The organism is Bradyrhizobium sp. USDA 4541 (genome assembly GCF_024171085.1).
GTDB classification, from domain to species: domain Bacteria; phylum Pseudomonadota; class Alphaproteobacteria; order Rhizobiales; family Xanthobacteraceae; genus Bradyrhizobium; species Bradyrhizobium australafricanum.
This window is the reverse complement of the sequence record NZ_JALJZF010000001.1, coordinates 682,384-697,931: the sequence shown is the minus strand read 5'-3', so window position 1 is coordinate 697,931 and position 15,548 is coordinate 682,384. Positions and strand designations below refer to the sequence as shown.

The following is a 15,548-nucleotide window of genomic DNA, read 5'->3' as shown; positions in this document are numbered from 1 at the left end:
CGGCCATGAGTCTCGACCTCAGTCCCGAGACCGTCGCCGTCATCGGCTTTGTCAGCCTGTTCGTGCTGATGCTGCTCCGTGTCCCCGTCGGCATGGCGATGGGCCTCGTCGGCATCACCGGCTTTGGCTATCTCACCGGCTTCGCGCCGGCGCTCAAGCTGGTCGGCCAGACCACGATGCGTACGGTGACGGATTATTCCTTCGGCGTGATCCCGATGTTCCTGTTGATGGGCGCCTTCGTGTCCGTCTCGGGCATCAGCCGCGAGCTGTTCCGCGCCGCCAACACCTTCGTCGGCCATTGGAAGGGCGGGCTCGGCATTGCGACGATCGCCGCCTGCGGCGGCTTTGCCGCGATCTCCGGCTCGTCGGTCGCGACCGCCGCGACCTTCTCGGCCGTCGCCTATCCCGAGATGCGTCGCTTCGGCTATCCGCAATCCTTCGCCGCCGGCGTGATCGCGGTCGGCGGCACGCTCGGAGCGATGCTGCCGCCGTCCACCGTGCTCGCGGTCTACGGCATCATCACCCAGCAGGACATCGGCAAGCTGTTCATCGCGGGCGTGGTGCCGGGCCTGCTCGCGATCCTGATGCATATGATCACGATCGGCATCATCGGCGTGACGCGGCCCGCTTTCCTGCCGGCGGGAAAGAAGGCGTCGTGGCACGAGCGCTTCGTTGCGCTGCGCGACGTCTGGTCGCCGCTGCTGCTGTTCCTGTTCGTGATCGGCGGGCTCTATGGCGGCTTCTTTGTCCCGACCGAAGCCGGCGCGGTCGGCGCGGTGGGCGCCTTCATCATCGGTATCCTCCGCGGCAAGCTGACCAGGGACGGCATCCTGCAATCGCTGCTGCAGGCGACGCGCACCGCGGCCGCCGTGTTCACGGTGCTGATCGGCGCGCTCTGCTTCGGCTATTTCCTCACCATCACCCAGACGCCGCAGCACGTCACCGAATTCCTCACCGGGCTTGGCATCGGCCCCTATGGCGTGCTGGCGCTGATCCTCCTGATGTATCTGGTGCTCGGCTGCCTGATGGACGCGATGGCGATGGTGATCCTCACCGTCCCGATCGTGTTTCCGGTGGTGACCGCGCTCGGCTTCGATCCGATCTGGTTCGGCATCATCATCGTCATGACGGTCGAGCTCGGCCTGATCCATCCGCCGGTCGGTATGAACGTGTTCGTGATCAAGAGCGTCATCAAGGACGTCAACATGTCGACGATCTTTGTCGGGGTGCTGCCGTTCGTCATCACCGACCTGATCCGGCTGGTGATCCTGATCCTGTTCCCGCTGCTTGCGACCTGGCTGCCGCAGCGCATGATTGGTTAGGCCTATGAATCCCGAGCTTGAGACCAGATACGTCTTCACCATCACCGCCCGGATCGCGGAGGTGACGTCCGCCGGCGACATCGGCACCGGCGTCCGCCGCATCATTCCGATCATCGGCGGCGAGGTGAAGGGCGAGAAGGTCAACGGCAAGGTGCTGGCGTTCGGTGCGGACTTCCAGATCATCCGGCCCAATGAGCTGATCGAGCTGGAGGCGAAATATGCGTTCGAGACCGACGACGGCGCCGTCGTCTATGTCGAGAACAAGGGCATCCGCTTCGGGCCGGTCGAGCTGTTGCAGAAGCTGAAGCGCGGCGAGCCGGTCGACCCGAAGCTGATCTATTTCCGCACCGTGCCGAAATTCGAAACCGGCGCCGAAAACTACCGCTGGCTGATGCAGCACATCTTCGTCGGCTCCGCCGCCCGCCACGCCGACCGCGTCGTGATCGACGTGCATCAGGTGCTGTAGCTTCGCACACTTGCCGTCTCACCCGCCGGGATCCGCCACACATTCGGTGTCGTCCCTGCGAAGCAGGACCCATACTCCGCGGTCTGTGCCGTGAACGGGACTCGTCGTTCCGCCGTCGCGCAGCAATAACCGTTTGTGGTTATGGGTCCCCGCTTTTCGCAGGGACGACGGGTGGAGGGAGCCGCGCGTATCAACTCCATCACCGTCACCCTGAGGAGGCCGCGCAGCGGCCGTCTCGAAGGGGCGATGGCCACCAGCCGTCCGCGCCCATATTGACTCTCCCGCTAATTGTTATAAAGCATAACTATTCTGAACGGGAAACAATAACGCCATGGGAAACGCTGCCGGCGAGGGAGACGCTTCGCTGCTCAGGATCGAGACGCGAGGGACGGTGCTGACGGTCGGGCTGAACCGTCCCGCCAAGCGCAATGCGCTGAACGACGGCATCATCCTGGCGCTGCGGGATTGCTTCTCCGCGATACCGGATGCGGTCGGCGCCGTCGTCATCCATGGCATCGGCGATCACTTCTCGTCCGGCCTCGACCTCTCCGAACTGACCGAGCGCGACGCCACCGAGGGCCTGGTGCATTCCCAGATGTGGCACCGCGTGTTCGACCGCATCCAGTATTGCCGCGTGCCTGTCATCGCCGCACTGAAGGGCGCGGTGATCGGCGGCGGACTGGAGCTGGCTTGCGCCGCGCATATCCGCGTCGCCGAGCCGTCGGCCTATTTCGCGCTGCCCGAGGGCCAGCGCGGCATCTTCGTCGGCGGCGGCGGATCGGTGCGGCTGCCGCGCCTGATCGGCGTGCCCAGGATGGCGGACATGATGCTGACCGGGCGGGTCTATTCGGCGACCGAGGGCGCCGCCTACGGCTTCTCGCAATACCTCACCGAGGCCGACGGCGCGCTGCCGAAAGCGCTGGAGCTTGCCGAGCGCGTCGCCGCCAATGCGCCGCTGACCAACTTCGCCGTGTTGCAGGCGCTGCCGATGATCGCCGAGGCCAATCCGCAGACCGGCCTGTTGATGGAATCGCTGATGGCGACGGTGGCGCAGAGCGACAAGGAAGCCAAGAAGCGCATCCGCGCGTTTCTTGATCGCAAGACCGCCAAGGTAAAGCCGACATGAGCGCCGCGCCGTCTGCGAACACTGCGAGCGCGCATCCGCTGCGCCCGATCTCGTTCGGTAATCCCGACGTTACCGTCGAGCGCCGCGACGACGGCACCATCTATCTCCGACCGAAGCTTAGCCTCGCCGATTTTCCGGTTCGCCTCACCGATCGCCTGCACCACTGGGTAAAGGCCGGGCCGAACCGCGTGTTCATGGCCGAGCGCGCCGCCGGTGGCGGCTGGCGGCAAATCACCTACGCGCAACTGCTCGAGGCTATCAGGCGCATCGCCTCCGCATTGATCGCGCGCGGATTGTCGGCCGAGCGGCCGATCGTGATCCTGTCGGGCAATTCGATCGATCATGCCCTGATGGGGCTCGGCGCGCTCTATGCCGGCGTTCCGTTCTGCCCGGTGTCGCCGGCCTATTCGCTGGTGTCGCGCGACTATGGCAAGCTCAGCTTCGTCATCAAGCTCCTGACGCCGGGCCTCATCTTTGTCGACGATGCCGACAAGTTCGCCGACGCACTGCGTGCCAATATCGGACCCGATGTCGAGATCGCCGCGAGCCGCGGCACCGTGCCCGGCCGTGAGGTGACGCGCCTTGCCGGTCTCCTGGCGACGCCGGAAGACCCGCGCCTCGATGCGACCCATGCGGCAATCGGTCCGAACACGATCGCGAAATTTCTGCTGACGTCGGGGTCGACCGGCAATCCCAAGGCCGTCATCAATACCCAGCGCATGATCTGTGCCAACCAGGTGATGCTGCGCGAGACGCTGGCGTTCCTCAAGGATGAGCCGCCTGTGATCGTCGACTGGTTGCCGTGGAATCACACCTTTGGCGGCAACCACAATGTCGGGCTGACGCTCTATAACGGCGGCTCGATGTATCTCGATGAGGGCAAGCCGATGCCCGGCGGCATCGAGGAGACGGTGCGAAACCTGCGCGAGATCTCGCCGACGGTCTATTTCAACGTGCCCAAGGGCTATGAATCGCTGCTGCCCTATCTGCGCGATGACGCCGGTCTGCGGGCAAAATTCTTCGCCCGACTGCATGCGATGTTCTTCTCGGGCGCCGCGCTGTCGCCGTTCATCTGGAACAGCCTCGATGCGCTCGCCGTGCAGGAGAAGGGCTATCGCGTGCCCATGCTGACCGGCCTCGGCGCCACCGAGACTTCGCCGTTCTTCATGTCGGTGCGCCCGGATACCAGCCGCTCCGGCCATGTCGGGCTTCCGGTGTCGGGCAATGACGCGAAGCTCGTTCCGAACAACGGCAAGCTCGAGGTCCGCGCCAAGGGCCCGAACGTGACCCCGGGCTATTGGCGGCAGCCCGAGCTGACCGCCAAGGCGTTCGACGAGGAAGGCTTTTACAAATTTGGCGACGCGCTGAAGCCCGCCGACGCTGGTGATCTCGATGCCGGGTTCGATTTCGACGGCCGCATCGCAGAGGATTTCAAGCTGGCGAGCGGCACCTGGGTCAGCGTCGGCCCGTTGCGGGCGCGCTTCGTCGGCAACTGCGCGCCGCTGGTGCGCGACGTCGTGATCGCGGGGCTCAACCGCGACGAGCTCGCCGCGATCGTGATCCTCGATCTCGATGGCTGCCGCCTGATCAATCCGCAGCTCGCCTCTGGCGATATCGCGGCCGCGGCCAATGATCCGCTGGTGCGGGCGGCCTTCAGCGAGCGCTTCGCGCGCGTGCTGGCCGGCGCCACCGGCTCGTCGAACCGGATCGCGCGCGCGATCCTGCTCGATACGCCGCTGTCGATCGATCGCGGCGAGGTCACCGACAAGGGCTCGATCAACCAGCGCGCGGTGCTGGAGCATCGCACGGACATCATCGAAGCGCTCTATGCGCCGGTGCCGCCGGCATCGGTGATCACGTCAGTCTAGTTCTCGAACAGGAGAAAGCCATGCAGTTGAAGGACCAGGCCGCCATCGTCACCGGCGGCGCATCGGGATTGGGCGCTGCGACCGCGCGCGGTCTCGCCGCGCAGGGCGCCAAGGTCGCGGTCTGCGACCTCAACGCCAAGCTCGCCGAGAGCGTCGCGGCGGAGATCGGCGGCATTCCCGTCGTCTGCGACGTCGCCGATGCTGCGGCGGCCGAGGCCGCGGTGGCCGCCGCCGCCAAGGCGCACGGCCCCGCGCGCGTGCTGGTGAACTGTGCCGGCATTGGGGTGGCAAAACGCGTGATCGGTCGCGAGGGGCCGATGGCGCTCGGCGACTTCGACAAGGTGATCAAGGTCAATCTGATCGGCTCGTTCAACATGCTGCGGCTTGCGACCGCTGACATGGCCAAGCTCGAGCCGCTCGCAACCGGCGAGCGCGGCGTCGTGATCTCAACGGCCTCGGTCGCGGCCTATGACGGCCAGATCGGGCAGGCGGCCTATTCGGCATCGAAGGGCGGCATCGTCGCGATGACGCTGCCGATCGCGCGCGAGCTCGCGCAATTCGGCATCCGCGTTCTGACCATCGCGCCCGGCCTGTTCATGACGCCCCTGCTGGCCGGCCTGCCGCAGGAAGCGCAGGATTCGCTCGCCGCCGCGATCCCGTTCCCGCGCCGGCTCGGCCAGGCCGACGAGTTCGCCTCGCTGGCGCTGCACATGATCGACAACCCCTATCTGAACGGCGAAGTGGTGCGGCTCGATGCCGCGCTCCGGATGGCGCCGCGCTGAAGCATGATCCGGAAGAGCACGAACGCCCTTCCGGATCGCTCATGCTCGATCGAGGATAAACCATGTTCGTCAATCGGCGCGACGTGCAGATCCAGTGGGGCGATTGCGACCCCGCCAACATCGTCTATTACCCGCGCTACTTCGCGATGTTCGACGACTCGACCTCGATCATGTTCGAGGCCGCCGGTTGCTCGAAGCAGGACCTCGTCCACAAATACGGCCTGGTCGGCATTCCCATGGTCGACACGCGGGCGAAATTTCACATCCCGTCGACCCATGGCGACTGGATTACCATCGAGAGCCGGATCGAGAGCATCAAGCGCTCGAGCTTCGAGGTGGTGCACCGCGTGTTCAAGGACGAGGCGTTGGCGATCGAGGCGTTCGAGACCAGGGTGCTGGTCGGCCGCCACCCGGACGATCCCGCCAAGCTGAAATCGGCGCCGTTTCCGCAGGAGATCATTGACCGCTTCATGAAGTGCTGACTCGCACCCCCTCATGACTCGACTTTCGGAGCATGATCCTCTCGGAAAACCGGTTTCCACTTTTCCGGATCATGCTCTAAAGAAGGGGCTGAATTGGCCCGCAAAACCGGTTTAAACCCAAAAAACTTAACTGCAGGGAGGAATGAATGAGGAAGGCCACTCTCGCCGCGGCGCTCGCAGCAGCCATCGCGCTGCCGGGCGCGCCCGCACTGGCGCAGACCAATGAAATCACCATCGGCATCTCGATCTCGACCACGGGGCCCGCCGCGGCGCTCGGCATTCCCGAGCGCAATGCGCTCGATTTCGTGCCGAAGGAGATCGGCGGCGTACCGCTGAAGCTGATCGTGCTCGACGACGGTGGCGATCCGACGGCCGCGACCACCAACGCGCGGCGCTTCGTCACCGAGTCCAAGGCCGACATCATCATGGGCTCCTGCACCACGCCGCCGTCGATCGCGGTGTCGACGGTCGCCAACGAGGCCGGCATCCCGCATTTCGGCCTCGCGCCGTTCCCGATCAACGAGGCGCGCATGAAGTGGTCGGTCGACCTGCCGCAGTCGATTCCGATCATGGGCAAGGTGCTCTACGAGCACATGAAGGCGCACAACATCAAGACCGTCGGCTATATCGGCTATTCGGATTCCTACGGCGATCTCTGGGTCAACGACTTCAAGGCGCAGGCCGTGCCGATGGGCCTGACCATGACCGACGAGGAGCGCTTCGCGCGTCCGGATACCTCGGTCGCCGGCCAGGTGCTGAAGCTCGTCGCCGCCAATCCCGACGCCATCTTGGTCGGTGCTTCCGGCACCGCTGCGGCGCTGCCGCAGACCGCGCTGCGCGAGCGCGGCTACAAGGGTCTGATCTACCAGACCCACGGCGCCGCCAGCATGGACTTCATCCGCATCGCCGGTGCGGCCGCGGAAGGCGTCATCATGTCGGCCGGCCCGATCATGTCGCCGGAAACCCAGCCCGACAGCGCGCTGACCAAGAAGCCCGGCCTCGCGCTGAACACGGCCTATGAAGCCAAGTACGGCGCCAACAGCCGCAGCCAGTTCGCCGGCCACTCGTACGATGCCTTCGAGGTGATGAAGCGCATCATCCCGGTGGCGCTGAAGACCGCCAAGCCCGGCACGCCGGAATTCCGCGAGGCGATCCGCAAGGCCTTCATCTCCGAGAAGGAGATCGTCGCGACCCAGGGCGTCTACAACTGGACCGAAAAGGATCGCTACGGCCTCGACGACCGTTCGCGCATCCTGCTGACGGTCAAGGACGGCAAATACGTCCCGGCGATGTGAGCTGGACGCAATCTCTGAAACGAAGAAGCCGGTCCCGATGGGGCCGGCTTTTTCTTACCCTCCCCTGGAGGGGGAGGGTCGCTTCGCATCGCAAGTAGCGATGTGAAGCGGGGTGGGGTGGTGGTCTATCGCCGTCGGTAGTGCTTCAGCGGCACAGCTTCCGCTTCGCGAGCGCCATAGAGCTCGACATAGATCCGTTCGAGCACGGCATTCAAATCCTCACTGACCTCCGAATTCCAGAACCTGACGACGCGATATCCTTCCCGCTCCAGCCACTCTTGTCGCGCACGATCGCGCTTCGCCACTTCATCGTCGTTGTGGTGTCCACCGTCCGACTCGACGATGAGTCGCTTGGCCGGGCAGAAGAAATCGACGACGTAAGGGCCAATCGGTGCCTGCCTTCGAAAATGCGTTCCGTCCGTTGGCAGCTCTCTCAGCGCGCGCCACAGGATTCGTTCATGCGGCGTCGTGTTGGCGCGCAGCTCTGCGGATTGATGTTGAGACCATTTGTGTGGCTTCACCCCACCCCGATCGCACCCGCGATGCTGCGCTTCGCGCGCGCAATCGACCCTCCCCCTCCAGGGGAGGGTGAAGTGGAGCGCAATCCTTGCGCGAATGCAAGCGCGGTCAGAAATCATTTCCCGGAAGGCGCACCTGCCTTCATCCTTCCCTGGAGGGGGAGGATCGCCGCGCATGTAATGCGCGGCGAGGTGGGGTGACGGTCTCTCCGCGATGGAGTTGCGCGTCCTAAATCGCACTCTCGCCTTCGTGCTGGAAGCCGAGATAGCTCGCGGCGACGCCCTTGTTGGCGGCGATTTCCGTCGCGGGGCCTGACAGCACGAATTCGCCGAGCTCCATGACATAGGCGCGGTCGGCGATCTGCAATGCGGCCTGGGCATTCTGCTCGACCAGGAGCACCGAGACGCCGGCTGCGCGGAGCTCGCCGACGATGCGGAAGATGTCGGCGACGATGATCGGAGCGAGGCCGAGGCTCGGCTCGTCCAGCATCAAGAGCTTCGGCGCGCCCATCAGCGCGCGGCCCATCGCCAGCATCTGCTGCTCGCCGCCGGACAGCGTGCCGGCAAGCTGCTTGCGCCGCTCCTTGAGCCGCGGAAACAGCGTGTAGACCCGCTCCAGCGAGGCGGCCGCGACGGCCTTCGCAATCCGGAAGGCGCCGAGCTCGAGATTGTCCTCGACATTCATGGTGCCGAACAATTCGCGATGCTCGGGCACCAGGCTGAGGCCGGTGGCGACGCGGTCCTCGATATCGAGCGGCGCCATGTCGACGCCGGCGAAGCTGGTGCGCCCCTTCAGCGGCAGCACGCCCATGATGGCGTTGAGCAAGGTGGTCTTGCCGGCGCCGTTGGCACCGATGATGGTGACGATCTCGTTCTGGGCGACGTCGAGCGAAACGCCGCGCACCGCCTCGACCTTGCCGTAGGAGATGTGAACGTCGGTCACCGATAGCAGCGCACTCATGCGGCGGCTCCGAGATAGGCCTTGATCACGGCGGGATTGCGCTTGATCGCGGCCGGCGTGCCCTCGGCGATCTTGGTGCCGAAATCCAGCACCACGATGCGGTCGGCGAGATCCATCACGAACCCCATGTCGTGCTCGACCAGCAGCACCGACATGCCGCCGTCGCGCAATTGCCGGAGCAGCGCGGCCAGCCGCTGCTTCTCCATGTGGCGCAGGCCGGCGGCCGGCTCATCGAGCAGCAGCAGCATCGGATCGACGCACAGCGCGCGGGCGATCTCGACAATGCGCTGCTGTCCGAGCGACAGCGAGCCCGCGAGCTGGTCGATCTGGTCCGACAGGCCGACGCGCGCGATCTGCCGCGCGGCTTCCGCCAGCAGCCTCGCCTCATCAGCGCGGTCGAGCCGCAGCATGCTGGAGATCGCGCCGGAATTGCCGCGCAGATGCGCGCCGATCGCGACATTCTCCAGCACGGTCATGTCGGGCACCAGCTTGACGTGCTGAAAAGTCCTGGAAACGCCGAGCTTGACCACCTCCTGCGGCGGAGCATTCGCGACCTCGTTGCCGAGCACTGAGATCTTGCCGCTGGTTGCGGTCAGGACGCCGGTGATCAAATTGAAGGTCGTGCTCTTGCCGGCGCCGTTCGGGCCGATCAGCGCGACGATCTCGCGGGCGTTGACGTCGAACGAGACGTCGTTGACCGCGAGCACGCCGCCGAACTGCTTGCGCGCCTTGTCGATGTGCAGAAGGATCGGAGACGTTCCTGGCGCTCGTTCGCGGTGCTCCAGTTTCACGGACGTGTCCGGGGTCTTGCGGGCGGGCTTGAACGGCAGCCGCGACATCAGCCAGGGCCAGACGCCCTGAGGCGCGAGCTGCAGCAGCAGCACCAGCATGATGCCGAACACGATGGTCTCGAGCTGGCTCTGGCCGCCGAAGATGTAGGGCAGGTAGCTCTGCAGCACCTCCTTGAGGATCACGACGATGCCGGCGCCGAGCACGCCGCCCCAGACGTAGCCCGCGCCGCCGACCACGGCGATGAACAGATACTCGATGCCGGCCTGCGCGCCGAACGGCGTTGGGTTGGCGGCGCGCTGGAAATGCGCATACAGCCAGCCGGACAGGCCGGCCAGCACCGCGGCATAGATGAACACCAACAGCTTGGCGCGGGGCGTCTGCACGCCGAACGCTTCCGCCGCAACATGGCCGCGCCGCAAGGCGCGGATCGCGCGCCCGGTGCGGGAGTCCAAGAGGTTCATGGTCAGCAGCGCGGACAGCAGCACCGCGACCCAGATCGCGTAGTAGATCGCATCCGGGCTCAGCATCTTGAACGAGCCGATCGACAGCGGCGGAATGCCGGAGATGCCGTCGTTGCGGCCGAGGAATTCGAGCTTGCTGAACAGATAGAACAGCCCGATGCCCCAGGCGATGGTGCCGAGCGGCAGATAATGGCCGGATAGCCGCACCGTGACGATGCCGAGCAGCACGGCGGCGATGCCGCTGACCAAGAGCGAAGCCGGCAGCGTCAGCCAGGGCGAGACGCCGTAGGCAGTGGTCAGCACCGCCGTGGTGTAGGCGCCGAAGCCGCAGAACGCGGCCTGGCCGAACGAGGTCAGGCCGCCGACGCCGGTGAGCAGCACGAGGCCCATCGCGACCAGCGCGGCGAGGCCGATATTGTCGAGCAGCACGATCCAGAACGGCGGGATGCCCGGGACAAGCGGAATCACCGCCATCACGAGCGCGAAGATGATGAGGGGAAGGCGCTGCGTCATCGCGCTCAATCCTTCTCTTCTTCGACCTCGGGCGCCGCGAGCGAGCGCAACACGAGCACGGGGAGGATCAGCGTGAACACGATGACTTCCTTGAAATTGCTGGCGTAGAACGACGAGAAGGCTTCGACGATGCCGACCACGATGGCGGCGACCGCGGTCAGGGGATAGCTGACCAGGCCGCCGATGATGGCGGCGATGAAGCCCTTCAGGCCGATCAGGAAACCGGTGTCGTAATAGAGCGTCGTGATCGGCACGATCAGGATGCCGGAGATCGCGCCGATGACGGAGGCGAGCAGGAACGCGATCTGGCCGGACAGCGTGGTGCGGATGCCGACCAGGCGGGCGCCGAGGCGGTTGACCGCGGTGGCGCGCAGCGCCTTGCCGGTCTTGGTGTAGCCGAAGAACAGCCACAGGGCGACGATGAAGCCGATCGTCAGGCCGTAGACCGCAAGACTCTGCCCGGTGAAGCGCAGCGGGCCGGCGGTCACTGCGGCATTCGACAGCGCAGGCGCGCGCAGGCCTTCGGCGCCGAAGAACACCAGGCCGAGGCCCTGTAGCGCCAGATGGCAGCCGACCGAGGCGATCAGCAGCACCAGCACAGAAGTGTGCGCGATCGGCTGGAACGCGATGCGGTAGAGGAACAAACCGATCGCCGCCACGATCAGGAGCGCGAGCGCGATGTTGACGGCGATCGGCGTGCCGGGACCGACCAGCGCGTAAATCAGACCGAGCAGCGCGACGGGAAAGGCGATGTTGAGCGCGACCGAGCGGATCACCAGCCGCGCATGCAGCGCGTTACGGGCGAAGAACAGGTCGAGGGCGAAGGCGACGAGGCCCATCGCGACCGCAAGCCGCGCTGTGCCGGGCACCTGGCCGGTCGCCAGCATGGCGTAGCTCAGCGCGCCGTAGGTGACGAATTCGCCCTGCGGGATCAGGATCACCCGCGTGACCGCGAACACCAGCACCAGGGCCAGCCCCAGCAGTGCGTAGATCGCGCCATTGGTGATGCCGTCCTGCAGCAGGAACAGCATGATCGTTGTGTTCAAGGCCGAGCGCTCCCCCTCAAGCGTCGGACCGCCTCAACCGGTCGTGCCGGTCAGGTCGGCCGATATCGGCTGTTGAAAGCTGCCGACATTTGATATAGTCCATAACAATTATTAGATATAATCTCAAGGTCCCCGAGTGTCGTGCGGGATTCTTGTAGCGGGATTGCGAGCCTGGAGCGATGACTGTTTCCAAGACCGCCACCGATGCCCTCCGTTCGTCGCGGGCCCTGCGCAGGGAACCGGCCGATTCTGCCGGGGACGACAGCATGCTGCAACTGGGCGAACTGTCCGGATTGCTCGGCTATTCGTTGAAGCGCGCGCAGCTCAGGGTATTCGAGGACTTCCTGCGCTGCGTCGCGCCGCTGCAGCTGACGCCGGCGCAGTTCTCGGTGCTGCTTCTGCTCGACAAGAATCCGGGCCGCAACCAGACCGAGATCGCCAACACGCTCGGGATCCTCAGGCCGAATTTCGTCGCGATGCTCGACGCGCTGGAGAGCCGCGACCTTTGCGCGCGGATGCGCTCCACCAACGACCGCCGTTCCCACATCCTCGTCCTGACCGACAAGGGCCGCGCCGTGCTGGCGCGCGCCAAGAAGCTGGTCGCCAACAAACACGAGGCGCGGCTGATCGAGGTGCTCGGTCCGGCCAACCACGCCGCGCTGCTGGAGATGCTGGCGAAGCTCGCGCAGGAGTTTTGAGAGAGCGCGACGGCCCGTCCGCTCGCAATGACGCGTTGGGTTGATACATATCCAGCATGCGGGCGCCGCCAGGCGGCGAACCATCGCGGTCTAAAGCTTGTAGCCGATGTTCCGCAGCAAATCCTTCCGCCACGCAATGTCGGCGTCGGTTTCGACACCCAGCGGCGAGGCGCCATCCACCACGCCGAGCACGCCGCGCCCGAGCTCCGTCTGCGCGACGATCACCTGTGTTGGATTGGCCGTCGAGCAATAGATGCGGCAGACCTCCGGCACTGCGCGCACCGCCGGGAGCACATTGACGGGAAAGAACCCGTCGCCGAGGAAAATCAGGAAGGTGTGACCGGCGCCGATCGCCAATGCGTTGTCGCGTGCCAGGGCGAGCGAGGCGTCGTCGTTACCGGAGCAGCGCACCAACCGCTTGCCGGAGGCCTCGCAGAAAGCCAACCCGAAGCGGATGCGCGGAACCGTGCCCACCAGCGCTTCGTGAAGGTCTTCCACGGTCTTGATGAAATGCGACTGGCCGAAGATGAAGTTGGTCTCATCCGGCTTGACGATGGGCACCACGGTGAGTTCCATGGCTTCGCTCCTGCACGCGAACTCCCCAATCCATGGTAGGCCGTCGGAGGGCGTTTGCAAGCGGCCACAGGCGCTCAAATGTGCCGGCTGTTGCTTCGGCTCACGCCGACCAGCGTCCGTACTCACGACGGCTCTCAAGGGGGACCGGAAATCGCCGGGAGGTTGCGCGCCGAAGGGCGGCAATTGTGGTATCCTCCGTCAAGCGCGATGGCCCGTATGTTGCCCGGCCCCTCGCAAATGGCCGCGAAGCGTACCGAGCGTTGCTAACGGATCTGAAGGGAGCGCTTCCGGGGGCTCGAGGAGGATCAACGCCGTGAAGCGGGACTTCGACCTCATCGTCTATGGCGCGACGGGTTACACCGGGGGTCTCATCGCCGAATATCTGGCGACATCCTATCGCGGCGACGATGCTCCGTCCTGGGCAATTGCGGGACGCTCAACCGACAAACTCCAGAAAGTGCGTGCCGACATCGGCGCACCGGACGATTTGCCGTTGGTGAAGGCGGATGCCGCCGAGCCGGCCAGCCTGCGTTCGATGTGCGAGCGCGCGACCGTGGTCGTCACCACGGTCGGGCCCTATCAGCTTCACGGTCCCGAGCTAGTGGCGGCATGCGCGGCCACCGGCACGGCCTATGTTGATCTTTGCGGCGAACCGGGCTGGATGCGGGCTATGATCGACGCCTATCACGAAGAGGCAAAACGGACCGGCGCGCGCATCGTCTTCTCCTGTGGCTTCGATTCCATCCCGTTCGATCTCGGTGTGCTCACGTTGCAGGAGAAGGCGCGCGAGAAATTCGGACGCCCGGCGCGGCGGGTGAAGGCCCGTCTGCGCAAGGTGAGGGGTGGCATGTCTGGCGGCACCGCGGCGAGCGCTCAGGCGACGCTGGCCGCCGCGGCGCGCGACCCGGCCCTGATCCGGCTGCTGACCGATCCCTTCGCGTTGACGCCGGGCTTCACTGGGCCGTCTCAGCCGTCGGGCCTCGTCCCCGAATATGACACAAGCATGCACGCGTGGCTCGTGCCGTTCCCGATGGCGCCGATCAACACCAAGAACGTGCACCGCACGAACTTCCTGTTGGGCCATCCCTACGGCAGGGACTTCGTTTATGACGAGATGATGGTGGCGCCGGGACTTGGGGACATCGCGAGCGTGACGACGGAGACGTTCGCCACGGTGGCGTCCTTGTTCGGGACCGGCGGTCTCAAACGCGGCGCAGGCCCGACCCGGGAAGCGCGCGAGAGGGGCTTCTACGACATCTTCTTTCTGGGCGAGGTGCCGGATGGCGGACGGGTCGAAGCCGTTGTCACCGGCGACCGCGATCCGGGCTATGGCTCGACAAGCAAGATGATCACCGAAAGCGCTCTCTGCGTCGTGCGTGACGTGCAGGGTGAGGGCGGCATCTGGACGCCGGGCGCGCTGATGGGGCCGGCCTTGCGCAAGCGTCTAAAGGAGCGCGCCGGCCTCACTTTCAGTGCGCGTTGAGGTCACGCACGTAGTCGGCAGGTATAGCGGCCCGTTCGGCTAAAAAAGCGACTAGAGGGCGATCATACGATCGTCCGCTACGATACTTGAACTTGGCTCCGACTCTTCTGCTTGCAAGGAAGGCAACCCTAATCCAGGGCCAAGCAATTGACGGCAGCGAAGCAGTGCCGCAAATCCGGACAGTGCGTCGAGACTGGTCCGAAGCAGCATCGGTAACTCGCTCGGCTGTTTCATTGTCGCACGGACCAGCGCGGCGAGATCGATCGTCCCGTTTGCACGCACTGCGGACAGGGCGGCGGCAGGAAGCTGCCGACCGGCCGGATCCATGATCACGCGGACGGCAGTCATAGGGAGGCCGCGCGCTGCAGCGACACTCGCCGCCACATGGGATTCGTTATCGACCGCCAGCGCGCCTGTACTCATATGCAGCGAGCGCTTCGCTTCTGGATGCATGGCGACCGTGGTCACACCAGCAATAGGGCCATAAATCGAACCGGGGATGAGTCGAAGCAAGGCTTGCGACCAGTCCCGATCAGTGAAGAGCTGAATCGTTTCCGAAACGATCGTCGATGCTACGACGCATGCGCCTGCCGGGAGGTCGGCCGAAAGGCCGCCCGCGACGCCAAAGCTGATAAGACCGTAGCAATCCTCAGCAATTGCCGACGCGAGAGACTCCGCGAGCGTGCTGCCATCGCCACTGCAGATCGCCTGCGTATGCAGGTCTGCAGCGATCCGCGCCTCAAATGCAAGTCCCGTGACTCCAATCACCGCTGCCATGAGTCCGCTCCCCGGATGCCGCGCTGGACGGCGAGTGTCCGCGCATGCGGGTCGTATCAGGAGTGTTCTGCTCCAACGCCAAATCGCAAATGACTAACGAGTTAGTTTCTGACGGATATGTTAGCTGCTTTGTTTTGGCGCCGTGATAAATGCTGCCTAGGGCCGGGATCCGTGGCGAGCGTGAGATCGTGCCGGAAGCTGCAACAGCGCACTTGACGAGCCAAATCGGCGACCTCACGAGACGCGTGCCGATGCAATGTCCGCCGCGTCTCCAAGTCATCGTGCGGAACGATTTGGAGCGTTGTCCGCGCTGGCAGTTCGCCTTCGCGAGCGAGCGCAAGGGTCATCGATACTATGAGTTGGTCGAGGATACCCTTCATCC

Annotated in this window: 15 protein-coding genes; 9 read left to right on the top strand and 6 right to left on the bottom strand. The window is 65.1% G+C overall.

Translation table 11 applies throughout. The features are described from left to right. Positions 1-5: 5 nt before the first annotated feature. The 7 genes from J2R80_RS03355 (at position 6) to J2R80_RS03325 (ending at position 7,341) form a co-directional block, all read left to right on the top strand. Complete coding sequence (locus tag J2R80_RS03355; protein WP_057015997.1) at positions 6-1,322, top strand: TRAP transporter large permease; 1,317 nt, start codon at positions 6-8, stop codon at positions 1,320-1,322. Between the two features lie 4 nt (positions 1,323-1,326). After that, positions 1,327-1,788 (top strand): DUF3237 domain-containing protein, encoded by a 462-nt coding sequence (locus tag J2R80_RS03350; protein WP_076832505.1) that lies wholly within the window; start codon positions 1,327-1,329, stop codon positions 1,786-1,788. A 331-nt stretch (positions 1,789-2,119) separates the two neighbouring features. Then, positions 2,120-2,914 carry a crotonase/enoyl-CoA hydratase family protein gene (locus J2R80_RS03345; RefSeq protein WP_076832502.1) on the top strand — a complete coding sequence of 265 codons (795 nt, stop codon included), beginning with the start codon at positions 2,120-2,122 and terminating at the stop codon, positions 2,912-2,914. Beyond that, a complete protein-coding gene (locus tag J2R80_RS03340; protein WP_076832499.1) occupies positions 2,911-4,782 on the top strand; it encodes a feruloyl-CoA synthase in 1,872 nt (623 codons plus the stop codon). Before J2R80_RS03345 ends, J2R80_RS03340 begins: the two co-directional genes overlap by 4 nt. A 20-nt stretch (positions 4,783-4,802) precedes the next feature. Further along, positions 4,803-5,564, top strand: a complete 762-nt coding sequence (locus J2R80_RS03335) for an SDR family NAD(P)-dependent oxidoreductase (RefSeq protein WP_057016001.1) — start codon at positions 4,803-4,805, stop codon at positions 5,562-5,564. Between the two features lie 62 nt (positions 5,565-5,626). Beyond that, positions 5,627-6,046: a thioesterase family protein gene (locus tag J2R80_RS03330; protein ID WP_057016002.1), complete on the top strand. Its 420-nt coding sequence runs from the start codon at positions 5,627-5,629 to the stop codon at positions 6,044-6,046. Positions 6,047-6,192: 146 nt separating this feature from the next. Further along, positions 6,193-7,341, top strand: a complete 1,149-nt coding sequence (locus tag J2R80_RS03325; RefSeq protein WP_076832497.1) for an ABC transporter substrate-binding protein — start codon at positions 6,193-6,195, stop codon at positions 7,339-7,341. A 125-nt stretch (positions 7,342-7,466) separates the two neighbouring features. Here the strand turns inward: J2R80_RS03325 and J2R80_RS03320 are convergent, their stop codons facing one another. The 4 genes from J2R80_RS03320 to J2R80_RS03305 form a co-directional block, all read right to left on the bottom strand. Then, the gene (locus tag J2R80_RS03320; protein ID WP_141342403.1) at positions 7,467-7,862 is read right to left on the bottom strand and encodes an endonuclease domain-containing protein; all 396 of its coding nucleotides are present in this window, start codon (positions 7,860-7,862) and stop codon (positions 7,467-7,469) included. Between the two features lie 226 nt (positions 7,863-8,088). Continuing rightward, positions 8,089-8,820, bottom strand: a complete 732-nt coding sequence (locus tag J2R80_RS03315; protein WP_057016004.1) for an ABC transporter ATP-binding protein — start codon at positions 8,818-8,820, stop codon at positions 8,089-8,091. After that, a complete protein-coding gene (locus J2R80_RS03310; protein ID WP_076832494.1) occupies positions 8,817-10,586 on the bottom strand; it encodes an ATP-binding cassette domain-containing protein in 1,770 nt (589 codons plus the stop codon). The genes J2R80_RS03315 and J2R80_RS03310 overlap by 4 nt, the downstream gene beginning before the upstream one ends. A gap of 5 nt (positions 10,587-10,591) precedes the next feature. Continuing rightward, a complete protein-coding gene (locus tag J2R80_RS03305) occupies positions 10,592-11,632 on the bottom strand; it encodes a branched-chain amino acid ABC transporter permease (RefSeq protein ID WP_028336532.1) in 1,041 nt (346 codons plus the stop codon). A gap of 179 nt (positions 11,633-11,811) precedes the next feature. Here J2R80_RS03305 and J2R80_RS03300 point away from each other — a divergent pair, with 179 nt between their 5' ends. Next, positions 11,812-12,330, top strand: coding sequence for a MarR family winged helix-turn-helix transcriptional regulator (locus J2R80_RS03300; protein ID WP_028336531.1), 519 nt, complete (start codon positions 11,812-11,814; stop codon positions 12,328-12,330). Positions 12,331-12,420: 90 nt separating this feature from the next. On the opposite strand, the gene J2R80_RS03295 is transcribed toward J2R80_RS03300, so the two are convergent. After that, positions 12,421-12,906, bottom strand: a complete 486-nt coding sequence (locus J2R80_RS03295) for an adenosine-specific kinase (protein ID WP_076832491.1) — start codon at positions 12,904-12,906, stop codon at positions 12,421-12,423. 313 nt (positions 12,907-13,219) lie between these two features. Between J2R80_RS03295 and J2R80_RS03290 the strand changes: the two genes are divergently transcribed. Beyond that, positions 13,220-14,389 (top strand): trans-acting enoyl reductase family protein, encoded by a 1,170-nt coding sequence (locus tag J2R80_RS03290; protein WP_076832488.1) that lies wholly within the window; start codon positions 13,220-13,222, stop codon positions 14,387-14,389. 51 nt (positions 14,390-14,440) lie between these two features. On the opposite strand, the gene J2R80_RS03285 is transcribed toward J2R80_RS03290, so the two are convergent. After that, entirely contained in the window at positions 14,441-15,166 is a 726-nt protein-coding gene (locus J2R80_RS03285) for an adenosylhopane nucleosidase (RefSeq protein ID WP_076832486.1), read from the bottom strand. Between the last annotated feature and the right edge of the window lie 382 nt (positions 15,167-15,548).

What these genes read in the sequence shown, in the direction of transcription:
- J2R80_RS03315 (WP_057016004.1), bottom strand. Translation starts at nt 8,820, where the DNA reads ATGAGTGCGCTGCTATCGGTGACCGACGTTCACATCTCCTACGGCAAG.
- J2R80_RS03350 (WP_076832505.1), top strand. Translation starts at nt 1,327, where the DNA reads ATGAATCCCGAGCTTGAGACCAGATACGTCTTCACCATCACCGCCCGG.
- J2R80_RS03330 (WP_057016002.1), top strand. Translation starts at nt 5,627, where the DNA reads ATGTTCGTCAATCGGCGCGACGTGCAGATCCAGTGGGGCGATTGCGAC.
- J2R80_RS03310 (WP_076832494.1), bottom strand. Translation starts at nt 10,586, where the DNA reads ATGACGCAGCGCCTTCCCCTCATCATCTTCGCGCTCGTGATGGCGGTG.
- J2R80_RS03355 (WP_057015997.1), top strand. Translation starts at nt 6, where the DNA reads ATGAGTCTCGACCTCAGTCCCGAGACCGTCGCCGTCATCGGCTTTGTC.
- J2R80_RS03340 (WP_076832499.1), top strand. Translation starts at nt 2,911, where the DNA reads ATGAGCGCCGCGCCGTCTGCGAACACTGCGAGCGCGCATCCGCTGCGC.
- J2R80_RS03335 (WP_057016001.1), top strand. Translation starts at nt 4,803, where the DNA reads ATGCAGTTGAAGGACCAGGCCGCCATCGTCACCGGCGGCGCATCGGGA.
- J2R80_RS03285 (WP_076832486.1), bottom strand. Translation starts at nt 15,166, where the DNA reads ATGGCAGCGGTGATTGGAGTCACGGGACTTGCATTTGAGGCGCGGATC.
- J2R80_RS03345 (WP_076832502.1), top strand. Translation starts at nt 2,120, where the DNA reads ATGGGAAACGCTGCCGGCGAGGGAGACGCTTCGCTGCTCAGGATCGAG.
- J2R80_RS03300 (WP_028336531.1), top strand. Translation starts at nt 11,812, where the DNA reads ATGACTGTTTCCAAGACCGCCACCGATGCCCTCCGTTCGTCGCGGGCC.
- J2R80_RS03295 (WP_076832491.1), bottom strand. Translation starts at nt 12,906, where the DNA reads ATGGAACTCACCGTGGTGCCCATCGTCAAGCCGGATGAGACCAACTTC.
- J2R80_RS03325 (WP_076832497.1), top strand. Translation starts at nt 6,193, where the DNA reads ATGAGGAAGGCCACTCTCGCCGCGGCGCTCGCAGCAGCCATCGCGCTG.